This is a genomic window from Microbacterium sp. P5_E9 (assembly GCF_054049175.1).
Window position 1 is genome coordinate 186,254 of the sequence record NZ_JBFUMV010000002.1, and the last position, 16,358, is coordinate 202,611.

The window sequence follows — 16,358 nt, forward strand, 5'->3', positions numbered from 1 at the left end:
GGGTCCCTGCTTCTCGCCATCGGGACGGCGAGCCTGGATGCCGTGGCCGAGGCGACCACGAAGGCCGAGGTCGAGGCCGACGCCACCCTGGCGGCGGCATCGGGCACGGTCACGCTCGAGTCGCTGTCGGGGAACTACTCCCTCGCCCGCTTCGACCGGACGCAGGGCGGCCTGATCAGCGTGGCCCCTGCAGCGAACCCGACCGCGGAGTCCAAGGGCACGACCGAGGCCAACCTGCTCGGCCATGTCCGGGTCGTCAACGGTGGAACCTCGAGCGGTGCATCGTCGCTCGTGGTACTCGCCAAGGCAGAGGATCTCGCGCGCGCTGCGATGGACAACGCGGGTGGTGGGCTGCTCGAGCTCTCCAGCTCCAACTCGACTGCGAAGGGATCGCCGAAGCTCAAGACGACCCTCGGCGGGGCGTCCAGCGTCATCCTCACCTCGGGAACGATCTCGGCGAAGGCCGAGAGTCTCAACGACGCCGACGCCGCGACCTCGAGTGTCTCGGGTGGCCTGCTGCGGATCTCGACCTACAGCGCCAACGCGTCGATGAACCCGACGGTCAACATCGTGGTGACCGGGGGAGCCTCGATCACCAGCACGAGCGGTGACGTCAAGATCGATGCGATCAGCAACCAGCCGCCGGCGCCCAGCTCGGACGGCAGCTTCGACGCGGCGACCGTATCCGGCAACACGATCTCGTTCGCACTGAAGCACAACGCCTACACCGGCCAGCTCGTCGTCTACAGCACGCAAGGCGCCGTCACCCCGATCGCGGCCGGGCTCGACGGACGCAGCATCAACGTCATCGTCACCGGTGACCAGACCCTGCAGCTCGGTCTCGAGTTCACCTTCGACAACCCGGCCACGCCTGACATCGTCGAGGGCGCCGTCACGGTCGATCCCGTCACCGACATCATCGACTTCGGCGGCCAAGCCCACCACTTCGTGACCGGCGACCTCATCTTCTACCAGGCCGTCGGCGGCGCGATCGGCGGGCTGGCTTCGGGTGTCTACAAGGTGTACCGGATCGACGCGACCCGGCTGAAGCTGCAGTCGACCACAGTCGATGTCACGAACCCGCCGCAGGTGATCATCACGGGCGACCAGGTCGACGCCACGAACGACAAGATCGCGGGCGGGTTCACCAACGGCCAGTACGTCACGTACCACACGGCACCGCCGGCAGGCACGTTCTCGTCGGTCGCGGTGAGCGGCAGCGTGATAAACGTGAGCCTCGACCAGGACGGCAACCAATCGATCGACGACACGGTCCCGGCGAGCGGCACGCCCGTCATGTACGTCGCGAGCGACACGGGCAAGCCCATCGGCGGACTCTTCAGCGGTTCGACCTACTACGTGATCCGCGTCGACGGCCAGCACCTGAGGCTCGCCGGCAGCTACTGCGCGGCCCGCGGGATCGCGGTCAACACGAACGGCTGCCAGAGCAGCTTCTCCGGTGGCATCGGCGGTGACGACGGGGCTCCGGGAAGCGCGTCGGTCGTGTTCATCCCGCTGACTCCGAACATCACATCCGAATTCGCGGCAGTCCGTCACCAGCTCCACGCCGTGACGGATTTCGAGATCGGAAACCTCGACGACGGGCACGGGTACTACGTCGTCGGGGCCGATGGCACCAACTTCCAGCTGTCGAACACGTTCGGCGGCACCGCGATCAACCTCAGCGACGGCGGCGGGTACCCGCACATCTTCCGGGTCGAGGGATTGAACCTCACCGGCAACGGCAGTGGTGCGCAGCGCTTCATCCTCCAGATCGGCGCGACGAGCGGCATCCAGAAGCTCAACGGGATCGGCGGGCCGTCGGGCGCGACGAGCTCGTCCGACGGTGTCATCTCGGCGTCGGCCGCCGGTGGCGGCGGCGGTGCGATCAACGTCTCGAAGGCCACTTCTGCCGCGAGCACTTCCGTGACCGTCAGTGTGTCGGTCGGGACGAACGCCCACATCTCGGGTGCCGATGTTGAGATCACGACCCACGCCACCGGCCTGGCAAAGGGCATTGCGGGCAACGCGGGCGGTGGCGCGATCTCGATCGGCGATTCCGCCGCCCGCGCGACGACCCTCGTCGACAACGACATCACGGTCTTGGCCGGTGCGACCATCACCGCCACCGACGACCTCACCATCGCCGCGCACTCCGATCTGCACCCCAAGGTGCTGGCCTCGACTCAGCAGGGTGGATTCGTCGGGGGCTCGTTCGGCTCGACGGACGCCCGTGGTGGCTACACGACGAAGACCACTTCCGACGGCACGCTTCTCGCCGGGAACCACCTCGCCGTCGAGTCGCACACATCGTTCGACGGGTTCTCGGACTCCACCGCCGACGTCGGCGGCCTCGGTGCTGATGCCGAGACCGAAGCCAACGTGCTCATCGGGTCGTGCGACGTCACGATCTGCACAGATGCCGCCGATCTGCGCGGGCACGCCGAGACGCTCACCGAGGTCGGCGGCAGCCTCACCGGTCGGCACACTCGCATCGGCGCGTTCGTCGACTCCGCAAAGGCCTACGCGCACACCTACACGTACGCGATCGCGCTCGGAGCGGACTCGGATGCCGATTCCGAGATCACCGTCGTGGGTTCAACGCGGACGACGCTCAAGCCGAACGTCGCGATCACTGGTCAGGTCGACACCGCGATCCTCGCGGAGTGGCTGGCGATCGACTTCAACTCCGACGCCTACGCGGAATGCGACTGCGGTGGCGGCGACACCGACTCGTATGGTCGGCTGCACCCCACCCTCGAAGCCAAGGTCCTGGGCTTCAACCTCGCCGTCATCACAACCTCCGACCTGACCGTGCAGGTCAACGACCAGGTCACGCAGCTCCGCCGCCACGCCACCACCTCCGGCGGTCTCCTCGACGGAGGCAACGACGGCCTCGAGCCGGGCGACAACCAGAGCCTCACGCGCGAGATCTTCTGGGAGGTGCGCGTCATCATGCTCGGTGAGCCCAACCCGGTCCTCGAGATCGACGGCAGCGGCAACATCACGAAGATCGTGAACGTCAAAGTGTGCGACAACGCGGGGCACTGCTACGAGGACAACCCGTTCACCGACACCCACACCCAGGGCGCCCTGTCAGGCACGACAGCCACGGTCGACGACATCGTCTACGACCACGGTGCCCGTGCGCGGTTCCTGGCCAACGACCTTTCATCGGTCAGCGGCACGATCGGCCACATCTGGGGAGCGGTCGGACGCTTCGAGTTCCAGCAGACCTGGGACTACGTCCGCATCCTCAACGCCTCGAACCTCAACCTCGTGACCAACATCATCGATGTGGTCAACACGCTGAACCCGCCGCGGATCGACATCCGCGTCGACAAGATCTGGACGAACGGCAGCGCTGCGAACGTGAGTCTGTCGGAGGGCGACCCGAACACGACGTTCGACTTCGACATCAAGTACACCTTCCCGCCCACCTTCGTGCAGGTCCACAACACCTGTGCCTTCACCTGCCCGGTCCGCAACCCGTTCATCCGCCTCGACGACTACATCGAGAACCCCCTGGGCGAGACGGAGATCTTCAACGCGTCGGGCGACATCCTCTCCGGATCCGGCCACGAGCTCATCCGCACGAATGTTCTCGATCTCGACGCGCCACACGGCGATATCGGCCACCAGAGCCCCACCCACGCGAACCCCGATGGCGAGCGCAACCCGATCGAGGTCGAACTGGTGTTCTACAAGCACCCCGACGCCACTTTCTGCACCGGCAGCGCGCCGTGCCTGAAGGTGCCGGTCGTCACCGTCGACGCAGGCAAGGACGCCGTGATCGATCTCACGTTCTTCCGCCGGACGGATGAGGCACTCGGAAGCGCCCTCACGATCGTGATCGACCGGATCCGTGCGGGCGACGATGTGGATATCGTGCTCAACGACTCGAAGAACGGCGATGACCCGACCGGCCTCGTCCTCGTCGTCGTCGACCAGTACGATCCCGCCGCCACATCGACGTACTACGGCTTCACCTTCCCGTCGACGTTCACTCCGGCGATCAACGACGGCGACTCGATCGAGCGCGGCGACTGCGCCGGGACGTACCCGGGCGATTGCGGCACCGGCTCTGGTCAGTACGAGACGCATTTCCGTCCCGATGTCTCGAACCTGAACCTCATCCACATCCTCCGTGCGCTTGGCACCGACAACGACGGCGAGATCGACTCGACCTACAACTTCACCGAGGTGCGCGCCGGCGACGATATCGACATCTGCCACGTAACCACCGGCGGCGAGGAGCCGAAGACCTGCTTCACGTCGGCGATCGACAGCGCCACGCACGTCGTCACCGCCGACACGACGCCTGACACCACCATCGACATCGTCATCAACACGGATGTCGCGTGGACGGGCGGTGCGCCCGGCGCGGCCGATGACCCTGGAATGGGCTCGACCAACGTGTCGCAGATCTTCATCCGCACGAACGGCGACATCACCGCGACCGAGCTCGCCGGCGACATGCTCGTCGGGCACATCCATTCCACCAACGGCGATGTCACGCTGAACTCCCCGGAGCGGATTCTGGATGCGGACCACCGTCCCACGATCGACGTCACAGGCATCAACATCACGCTCCACGCGGGTCTTGCAGGTCTGTTCGGTGGAATCGGCCTTCCGACCGACTTCCTCGAGATCAACACGGCAGCGCTCATCGGCGCGACGGCCTGGGCATCGCCGGCTGACGGCGTGCTGAAGGCCTACGACACGACAGATGCCGACGGCGGCACGCTGGGCATCTTCCTCGACGAGCTCACCGGCGACATGCCGCTGTTCGAAGTCTTCACGACGGGCAGCGCCGCTCTCGGCACCGGAAACGTCTCGCTTCGCACGGTCGGCGGCTCGATAATCAACGCCAAGGTCGCCGACACCGACAACATCCGGGGTGACTCGGTCGACCTGGATGCGAACGGCGGCTCGATCGGTGGTCTGCTGTCGAAGGACGTCATGGTCGACTCCAACCGCGCGCCCCCGTTCGAGTGCGTCAACCTCAACTGCGGCAACAACCTCAACGGCACGTCCGACAGTTCGCTCGCCACCGCCGGCGACGACGTCGCCCTCGAAGCGACCGGCGACATCGCCTACACCGAGACGGCCAAGTACCTCCGCCTCGTGCTCGCCCACTCGCTCAACGGCAGCATCCGGCTGACGGTCCCCGACCGCACCGGCAGCACGGCAGCGGCGAACGATCAGGACCTCTACCTCATCAAGAGCGGCGACGCCCGATTCGCAGAGTCGAACGGCCGCGGTCCGAACTCCGACCTCGACGCCCCCCGCGTGATCACGAACGGCACGGTCTTCGCCGAGGTCGGCAGTGTCGAGCTCCGGATCGGCGACGACATCACGACCCATCAGAACAGCCAGATCCTCGCGAACCTCTCGATCCACATCCGCGGTGACTTCGGCAACGCCGACAGCGGTGGAACGCAGGGCAGCCCCGGCCCCGAGTGGGGCACGTCGATCATCCTGCGCGGCAGCATCATCGCCGACTGTGACGTCGCAGCCGGCGGCCCCGGCGACGAGCCGATGGGCGACTGCCGGCCGGTGAGCGCGAACCCGTCCGCGAACCAGACGCACGTCTGGGGCGGAAGCGATGTCGACAACATCCAGCTCGGGGATCCGTCGGGCCTCGACACGGTCCAGACCGGTTCCAAGACGACGCTCGGAAGCCAGGGCTACATCTTCCTCGGCTCCAAGACGACGGTGCACGGCAACGCGACCTCGGCATCGCTCACCGCCGACGGTGAAGACCGCATCACGGTCTGGTACCTGCAGACGATGAGCGTCGCCACCAGCCCGGCGAACGCGACCGGGTTCGGCCGCGTCCTGAACCTGGATGGTCAGGGCGAGACCGACTACTACGCGATCTACACGAACGGCAGCCACGGCAGCACCCGCAACTACGTCATCAACGTGCTCGACTCGGGCGCCCCGAGCGCCGGCGTCGACGAACTCGCGATCTACGGATACGACAAGGCCGCACCGGGCGTCGGCGTCACCGACGCGACGACCGACGACATCTTCCTGATGCGCGCCCTCACGTGCATCGACAACGAGTCGCCGTTCGCGGTGACCGGAGTCCCGGCTTCGTGCGGAGCGAACGCGACCGAACCGGCTGACCACCCCGCCTTCGTCGCCCTCCTGGCAGGCAACGACAGCCCTGACGGCGGCATCGGCCTCTATCGTGACCGCGACCCCGCCACTCACCCGAGTACCCTCGTCCAGCGGATCAACTACGACCGCGCGATCAACGGCCGCATCACGGTCTTCGGCCAGGGCGGCAACGACGCCTTCTACGTCGACGACACGCAGGCGACGATGACGCTGGACGGCGGCGCCGGCAACGACACGTTCCAGATCGGTCAGATCTTCGGCACGCAGCGCGACAGCCAGGCGGCGCCCGACGGCGGCGCTCTGCTGCCGGCCGACACGTTCCCGGCACTGGTTGCGACCACGCGCGGATGGCTGAGCCCCGGCACCCACGCCCCGCTGCTCGCCACCGGCGGCACCGGCAACGACCGGTTCACGGTCTACTCGAACCAGGCCGAGGTGCAGCTCAACGGCGACGACGACAACGACATCTTCATCGTCCGCGCCTTCGCGATCGCCGCGGTCTGCGACACCAACGCCGACAGCATCGCCGGCTGCGGCCTCGATGACGTCGACTACCGTCCTGCGAACGGCGACTTCCCGACGACGGCGCCGTTCGGCACCTGCGTGATCGGCACCTACACGACCCGCGGTGGGGTGACCGTCCCGAACTACAGCCGCACCGACAACAACGGCGACGGCACATGCAACAACGCCGACGCGCACATGACCTTCACCCACCTGCCCGGCTCCAATGTCGACCTCGACAACACGAAGTGGCAGGACGACCTCATCCCGCTCGACGCGAACGGCGTCGCGGTCCCGGTCATCGGCCTCGGCTTCTCGACGGCTCGACCGCTCGACATCCGCGCCGGCGGCGGCGAAGACGAAGTGCAGTACAACGTCAACGCACCGGTGAACGTCGACGGCGGGACCGGCTTCGACAAGCTCGTCGTTCTGGGCACCGAGTTCGCCGACGACTTCGCGATCACCGACAAGGCGGTCTACGGCGGGGGACTCAACGTCAAGTACACGACGATCGAGGTGCTCGAGATCGACGGACTCGAGGGCGACGACGAGTTCTTCGTTCTTTCGACGGCCTTCGGCGTGGCCTACCGGGTCATCGGCGGCCTCGGGTCCGACCGCATCAACGTCGGCGGCGACGTCACCGCCGACATCGTGACACGCGAGCTCGAGGGCCTCTCCGGAGCCGTCGACCACATCGTGACGTCGGGCACCGACGCCGGCTACAACGGGCTGCCGACCGATGGCATGCCGTACAACGTCGCGACCGGCACGCAGGGCAATGTCGTGATCCGCGAGGCCACCGGCGGCACGGTGGTGCGTGAGGGCGGCGGGTCGACGATCGGGACCATCGCGTCCTACGCGGTCTCCCTCGCCGTCATGCCGTCTGCGAACGTCTACGTTACGGTTTCGGCCGCGTGGTCGCCGTCGCAGGAGGCGAACGGCACACTCCAGAACCCTGCTCCGCTTCCCAACGGCATCGGCGACACCGTGCTGCTGTGCGTCGGCGCGACCGCGGCGCAGTGCGACGAACTCAACGAGTTCAAGCGCGGCCACGTCGTCAACGGGCAGTGGGTGTACGAGGACGGAAGGGCCGTCGTCCTCACCTTCCTCGCGGGTTCGGCCGCCGGCGTCGAACAGCGCGTGTACCTCTGGGCCGTCGACGACCCCCGGGCTGAGGGCGACCGCATCGTCGTCATCCAGCACTCGGTGATCTCGGCCGACCAGCGGTTCAACGGCGTCGCCGTGCGCCAGGTCAACGCGACCGTGTACGACAACGACACGCCGGGTGTCTACGCCATCCCGGTCACGCCCGGCGGCACCGTGCTTGACGGGCGCACCCTGGTGATCGAAGGAGCGCCGGGCGTCGAGCGCACCGACGACATCCTGCTGTCGCTCGCGAAGGCACCGGCCGGCACCGCGGTGTCGGACCGCGTCTGGGTCAAGATCTCGATGGATGCCGACAGCCAGCGCCTCATCACGCTCGACTTCAGCGGCATCCCGTCGCCCGTCGTCGACCCGCGCTGGGTGAAGACGACTGACAGCACCGGCACCTGGTACTCGATCTGGTTCGATGCGAGCAACTGGGACATCCCGGTCCGCATCAAGGTGCACGCGCGCGTCAACGACGACCCGGGCGACCCGACGACGGCGGTCATCAACTACACGCTCGACACGACCCGCACCGCGACGGCCACCGCGAACGCCTATCCGTTCCCGAACCTGCGCAGCGGCCAGCAGCGCACCGATGTGCTCGTCTACGACGACGAGACCCCGAACGTCGTCTCGATCCCGACCGGCACCGACACGGTCCTGGCGCCGTGCGGCAACCCCGCCACGTGCAACGACAGCTACACGATCCGCCTGACGATGGCCCCCAACGGCCAGGTGCAGATCGCGCTCGTGACCGACGGACTGGCCGATGTCGTCAAGGTCGGCATCGACACCGTCACCCCGACGAACTACGTGGTGATCGGCGGAGACGTCCCGAGCCGCCGCTTCCTGGGCAACCTCACGATCAACGGACTCCTCCTCACCCGGGCGAACGGCAGCGATCTCGGCAGCTTCATCGACGAAGGCTTCCTCAAGGATCAGCGCATCACGATCTCGGCCTGCGGACCGACGATCTACACGATCGACTCGGTCACGGCATCCGCCATCACGCTGAAGAGCGGCCAGCCGGCCTGCGCGCCCGCCACCATCACGGGCGCCAGGATCAACGTCCTCACCCGCGTCGGCACCTGGGACGGATCAGCCACGGTCGTGGCGGGCACCGCGACAGCCGGCTGGCGGCTCGTCCGCGACCCGGCCGCGGCGGGCAGCTCGTGGCTGGGCGACGGGTTCCTCGAGGGCCAGTGGGTCGAGATCTGCAAGGGCGGCACGTGCGTCCGGGCCAAGATCGCGGTCATCCGCGGCACCAACCTCGGCAAGGACAACATCCTCGAGCTGCGACTCGAGGCGGCAAGCGGCGACACACTCACCGCGCTCACGTCCGGCGCGGGGTTCACCGTCCGGCGCATCGCCGCGGTCGTCACGTTCAACGGCGACTGGGCGACCGAGAAGCCGATCGAGCTCAAGGCAGACACGTCTTACTCGCAGCCGTTGCAGCGCCAGGGCGTCAAGATCTTCCCGGCGAACACGCACCTGCTCTCTCGCCTGCGCGGTCCGCTCGCCGTCGAGGGTGGCGTGACCGGCGCCGACCGTTCGCTCGAGCTCGGACTCAAGCTCCCCGGTGAGCAGGACGGCCCGCTGTTCGCGATCGCCACTCAGGCGCCGGAGTCGAAGCAGATCGACATCCTCACCGTCTACAACGACTCGAGCGTCGCCCACGGCGTCGGGGTGATGACCAAGACGGGCCTCACGGGCTTCGGCATGGCCAAGGACCTCGACTTCCTCGTCGGGACGGGCGAGACCTACGGTGAGGCGACGAACGCGGGCCACATCACCTTCGCCGGCGGGATCAGCTTCGGCAGCATCCAGTTCGTCGACGGCACCTACCTCGCCGACTCGGCGAAGTCCACGATCGAGGTCGTGAACGTGCTGCTCGGCTCGGGCAACGATCGCCTGGACATCCAGGGCACCTTGCAGCCGGATGTGCCGGTCAAGCTCACGGGAACCGTGACACTCTCGACCGCCGCGACCTACCCCGGGTTCGGGGCGCCGCCGGCCGGAAGCTTCCAGCTCACGCGCGGCGCGCCGTTCGACTGGAAGGCGCAGGGCTTCCTGATCGGCCAGACGGTGACGATCGGCAACCAGCCCGATCGGCAGTTCAAGGTCGTGGGATTCGCCGACTCGTTCCCGGGCGACACGACCGACAACACGGTGATGTACCTGCAGCTGCTGACCGGTACCGCTCCGGCCACAGGAATCTCGGCAGGCGCGACGACGGTGGTCGCGACGGACGTCCCGGTGACCTTCACCGGAACGATCACGGTCGCACCGAACATCGCGGGCGACGGCGGCACCGTCTCCCGGTCCGGCAGCAGCTGGGCCGCAGACGGATTCGTCGTCGGCCAGCTCGTACGGATCCAGAACGTCGTCGGCCAATGGCGGATCATCGCGGTGACCGACACGGTGGTCGGCGGTGTGATCACATCGGTGCTCACCCTCACGCGCGGCGACCTCATGACCGCCGAAATGGGCGGCGCGCGCACGGTGTTCGTGCCGGGACCTCAGGGCGGCCTGACGACCGTGCACGGCGGCGGCAACTCGCCGATCCGCAACGACTTCCAGATGACGGTCACCGTGCCCGTGGCCGGTGCCGGCGTACCCGTGGGATCCGCGCTCGCCCTTTCCCGCCTCGACCGGCTGTCGTGGGCGTACACGAACGGCTACGCCGGCAGCGGGTATGTCGCCGGCAACCCCTACGGCACGGCCTACCAGCACGTCCAGCTCGCCGGTGAGACCTACACGCGTCTGATCCTCGGCTTCGGCGACGCGGTGTGCCTTCCCGCAGACGACCCGTTCCCGGGCTGCGGCGCCGGTTCGATCATGTACCTGAGTGCACCGATCCTGCCCACCCCGGCCTCCCCGGCGGGCACGGTGCTCACAGCGGGCACGAAGAACGTCTCGGTGCAGGTCGTCGAGCCGCTCAAGATCGAAGTCACCGGGCAGTTCCAGATCAAGTTCGACCGGCTCGTCGGCCCTGCCGGCGCATTCGCCGGATTCCGGGCCGGCATGCAGGTCCGCGTGAGTGGCCTGCCCGGCGTCTACACCGTTGCCTCGGTCACCGCTACCGAGCTCATCTTCACCAACACGGCCCTGCAGCCGACCGTCAAGCTCGTGGGCGACGTCGCAACCTGGTTCACCACGTTCCTGACGATCACCGGGTACGAAGACGCCAAGAGCGGCGGCCAGCGGATGGGCGGCGACATCCTCACCGTCTGCAACCTCGCCTCGCCGATCGATCCGGCCGATCCGAACCGGGCACGCACCGTCGCGTGCGACCAGGCGAACACGGCCGGCCCGAACTCGCCGCTCGTCGTCTACGGCGACACGTCGCAGGACGGCGTCTGGTACTCGGGTCGTCCGGGCGACGTGCTCGGCATGGAGTTCGGCCCGAAGCCGTTCGACCCGTTCACATACATCCCCGACGCGGGCAACGAAGACGACGAGTGGCTGTTCGGCCTCGCCGACCCGTTCGACAACCCCGGCAACGACATCATCGACGCGAGCGGCCTGTTCTCGAACATCGTGTGCAACACGACCTGCAGCAACCTCCCGACGGTCGGCATCACGGCCTACGGCGGCCTCGGTGACGACCTCATCATCGGCAGCCAGGCGGGCAACCACCTCGCCGGCGGCTCGGGCGACGACGAGATCCGCGGCATGCGCGGAGTCGACCACATCTACGGCGACGCGGGCATCAACGTCGATATCTTCACCCGCGCGCTCGACATTGCCGTGACCGACCGGTCGCCGCGGCCGAGCGTGACCGGCGCCGGGTACATCAACAACGGCACGACGATCCAGCCCTACGGATCGCCGGTTCGCGACGAACTCCTCGTCGCCGGCCGCGACCTTCTCTGGGGCGAGGACGACCCGGCGCGCGGCGCAACGGTGCCCACCGGACCCGAGTGGGTCTTCGACGACATCATCTTCGGCGACTACGGCGTCGTGATCCAGGACGGCCCGAACGCCTGGAACACCGCCGACACGAACCTTCCCGACATCCGCCTGCAGAAGATCCAGACCACCGCGATCTCGACGATCGTCTCGATCGAGAGCCGCAACATCCAGCGCGGAGCGGATGACGCGATCTTCGGCGGGCTGGGCCGCGACGTGCTCGTCGGCGGGGCAGGCAGTGACCTCGTGGATGGCGATGCCGCCGACGACATCGTGTTCGGCGACAACGTCCTGTTCGGCCGGACGCCGGGCTACTGGGAGAGCGGACGCTTCCAGACGCTCTGCGGCACGCTGCTGTACAGCCGCAGCGACATCATCGATCCTGCGAACCTCTGCCCGATCGCCGGTTCGACCCCGCTGCACCCGGTGCCGACCGCCGACAGCTCCGGTGAACTTCTCACCGACGGCATCGAGCGTCCCTACCGCGATCCCGATGGGGCACCGTGGTGGGCCGAGTACAACGTCAACGAACTGTGGCACACGTACGCGATCGACCACGGCGACGTCGGTGCGGGCAGCTTCGGCAACGACCACCTGCTCGGCGGCGCCGCGAATGACCTGATCTTCGGCCAGGTCGGCAACGACGTGCTCGAGGGCGACGGCGACGGTGAGCGTGCGTTCGCTCGGGCGACCGACGAGGATCGCAACGGCCTGCAGAAGACCACCATTCACACGGGGGCGAGCCGCACGCCGACCGGATGCGTCGGACCTGCCGGCGCAGTCGTGTGCGACTTCACCGGCACACTCGTGGTCGTCGCCTCGCTCGAGGCCGCCACCGACGGTCAGGACTACATCGAGGGCGGCGCGGGCAACGACCGCATCTTCGGCGGACTTGGCCAGGACGACATCGTCGGCGGCTCGAGCGACTTCTTCAGCCTGACGAACGCGGCGCAGCGCCCCGACGGCCTCGCCGACCCGGGCGACTGGTACGGCGTGCGCGACGACCGCGGTGCGGACATCATCTTCGGCGGCTCGGGTACGCGCATCGCCATCAACGACCAGACACGTGGCGTCGCGGGCACCATCGCCGCGCCGGGTGGGGTGCTGGTGGATTCGACGCTCCCGCAGGACATGGACGCGCGCGACGCCGACACGATCGTCGGTGACAACGGCCGGATCATCCGCATCGTGGGCATCAGCGGCAACGACGTCAATGGCAACGGGAACAAGGGCTCGACGGGTGTGCCGCCCCTGTTCGACGCGACTCAGCCGGTCACGTACCCGAACTACCTGACCTTCAACTACGACACCTTCAGCGGGCTCGCGGCCGGGTTGACGATCGTGGCGGGCACGCAGCGTCTCGTCGTCCGCGGTGTGCACCTGCTCGATTACACGGTCGGAGGGCCGGACTTCAAGCCGGAGAACTTCGGGTTCCCGGTCGGCGCCAACTGCCCCGACCCCAATGGCTCGCCGACCCAGCCGACGTGCTCGAACGTGCTGGACACGACGCAGGGCTCCTGGAAGACGACGCAGATCGGCGGTCGTGACGAGGTCCACGGCGAGACCGGCGACGACACCGTTTACGGCGGCGCCGACCACGACGTCATCTACGGCGACGCGCAGAACGACGACATCATCGGCGGCTGGGGCAACGATTGGATCTCGGGCGGCACCGGAGCCGACGGCATCCTGGGCGACGACGGCCGGATCTTCACCAGCCGAAACACCGGATGCCTCGCGTCCTCGACGACCGTCTGTCAGGAGCTCGCTGAGCCCCTGTTCGGGATCAAGAGCTTCCGCAGGCTCGACCCAGACACGAAGACCAGCCAGGGCGACGTCCTCAACGAGTTCATCTACACGCCCGGCCAGGTGCAGACGGCGACCATCAACATCGCCAACGAGCTCGTGAAGGCCGTCGACCTCACCGTCTACAACCTCGGCCCCAACGAGAACATCAGCCAGAACAAGGTCGTCGACGCCCCGATGTACGACGCCAACAACAGCGACGACATCATCTTCGGCGGCTGGGGATCGGACTGGATCCACGGCGGCGCGGGCGACGACGCGATCAGCGGCGCCGAGGCGATCGGCACCGACCCCGACGACAGCCGCGGCTGGGGCGGGGTGGACGGACCGAAGGTCGCCGATTCCGGCTACAACCAGCACTTCGACGGCTCCGGCAACCTGAGCGGCCTCGAGTACATCGACTTCGCCCACCCGTGGAACCCAGGAGACGTGCTGCACTTCGGCGCCGACACCAACGCATGGCACTCCAACCACCACAACGCGCTGCGACTCGGTGAGTTCCTCCTCTACGACGAGTACGACCCGCGGCGTGAGATCCGCTTCAATGCGGCCGGCCAGACGTGGGGCTGCACCTCCTACACCCCGAGCGGGCACACCTGCACCGGCAGCCCGGCGTCGAGCCTCTTCCCGAACCAGTTCTTCCTCAACAACGAGGACCTGTTCGGCAACTACGTGGCGGCACCCGGCGCGTGCGTCGCCGTCGACAACCAGGGAAACTGCACCGCGACCAAGCTCAACCAGCCCACGGACGGCAGCGACGTCATCTTCGGCGACCTCGGCAACGACTGGCTCGTCGGCGGCACCGGACAGGACACACTGTGGGGCGGCTGGGGCAACGACCTCAACAACGCCGACGACGACCTGCACTCCGGATGCGTGACGGCCCAGCCGAACGGCACCTGCACGCAGACGGGCGACACGTACCTCAACGACACCCCCGACGGCGTCAACTCGAGCTTCCAGGACCGCGTCTACGGCGGCGCGGGCGTGGACATCCTGATCGGCAACACGGGCGGCGACCGGCTGATCGACTGGGTCGGGGAGTACAACAGCTACCTCGTTCCGTTCGCGCCGTTCGGCATCGCGACCGTGAGCCGCCAGAACGAGCCGCAGCTGCCGGAGTTCCTGTACGCGCTGAGCCGCAGCCAGGGCGTCGACATGACCCGCTCGAGCGATGGCGAGGGCAACCCCCAGCGCAACGGCGAGCCGTACGGCGAGCTGGGCCTGATCCGCCAGGAGGACCACGGCCTGTGGCAGACGCAGACCGGCGGCCCGACCGACCCGCAGGCCGGCAACATCCCGGGCGGTCGGCGCGACACGCTGAGGGGATCCGACTTCAACGACGGGACGATGCAGGGCTTCGCCACGGACTCCGGGGCGTTCACGATCACCCAGGGCATCTTGCAGGTGACGGCGACCGACACCTCCGGTGATGCCGTTGCGGTCTGGTACTCGGACGCCTACAAGACCGTCTACTTCGAGCTTGCCGCCAAGATCTCGATGGACAAGCCGACGGGCGGCTGGAAGGCCAACGCGTACGTCATCTTCGACTACTTCAGCCCGACCGACTTCAAGTTCGCCGGCGTCGACCAGTCCACGAACAAGATGGTGATCGGCTACCGGGACGCGAGCGGCTGGCACACCGTGGCGCAAGGGACGGTGCCCGGCGGCGTGAAGGCCGGGACCTACTACAACCTCAACGTCGTCGTGAACGGCCTGGTCGTCACCGTGACGATCGACGGAAAGAACGCGTTCTCGTACATGTTCCTGCCACGGATCATCGGCGGTGACCAGGTCGCGCTCAACAAGGGTCTCGTCGGCTTCGGATCCAACGGCGCCCACGGTCTGTTCGACAACATCGCCCTCACCGTCATCTCGCCGGCGATCACCCTCGACAGCACCGAGTACTTCGAGGGCACCGACAACGCCACCAAGACGCCGCAGACCGGCACGTGGACCCAGACCGGCGGTCGCTATGAAGGCACCGCGACCGGGGGCTCGGCATCCGCTCTCCTCGGCGTCGCCACCAGCGTCAAGGGCGTCACCAAGGTGCCCACCTTCGACCCGCTCACCTACATCGAGCTCGAGGCGACCTTCAAGGCGATCGGCACGACCGGGTTCATGTTCGACTGGTACTCCAGCACCGACTACAAGTTCGTCGCGATGGATACCGCGGGCCAGCGCATCATCGTCGGCCACGTCATCGGTGCCGGCCGGGTCATCGACTATGCGATCGCCCGCACCTTCACCGCCGGTGCCGACTACCTCCTGAACATCGTCCTGAAGGCGAACGTCGTCACCGTCACCTTCGCCGGGCAGGTGCTCGCGTCGATCACCTTCAACGCACCGCTCGGCGACGGCAGACAGGGAGTGTTCGGCCTGGGCACGGGCACGGTCGTGTCGATCGCCGACTACCACCTGAAGACGGATGCCGCGGCCTACGGCGGCGCGCCGCCACCGCCGCAGACCGTCTCGATCGCGGACGTCTCCGTGGCCGAGGGGGCCTCAGGCACGACCAAGACCGTGACAGTCACGGTGACCCGATCGTCGTCGGTGGGTGCGCTGGCGATCAGCTGGGCCGTCGACCCCGGTGGCACCGCGACCGCGGGCAGCGACTACACCGGAGCGAGCTCAGGCGTGGTCAACTTCGCGGACGGCCAGACCACCGCGACAATCACTTACACGATCGTGGGCGACAGCCTGAGCGATCCGAACGAGTTCTTCGTCGTACGGCTCACGCCGAACGCTGCGGCGAACCTGAAGAAGTCCAGCGGCAAAGTCACCATCACGTAGCAGCCGCGCGGAGGCCTGGGGGTCGACGTCGCGCGGGTCAGAGCATTGGGGAGCTCTGCCCCCCG

Annotated in this window: 1 protein-coding gene (cut by a window edge); it reads left to right on the forward strand. The window is 67.5% G+C overall.

All coding sequences use genetic code 11. The features are described from left to right. Nucleotides 1–16,293: the 3' portion of a Calx-beta domain-containing protein gene (locus ACXJ3V_RS04185; protein WP_457099004.1), read on the forward strand. 15,738 nt of this gene lie to the left of the window's left edge; 16,293 of the gene's 32,031 nt are visible here — the last part of the coding sequence; its start codon lies off the left edge, out of view; its stop codon occupies nt 16,291–16,293. Nucleotides 16,294–16,358: the final 65 nt, after the last annotated feature.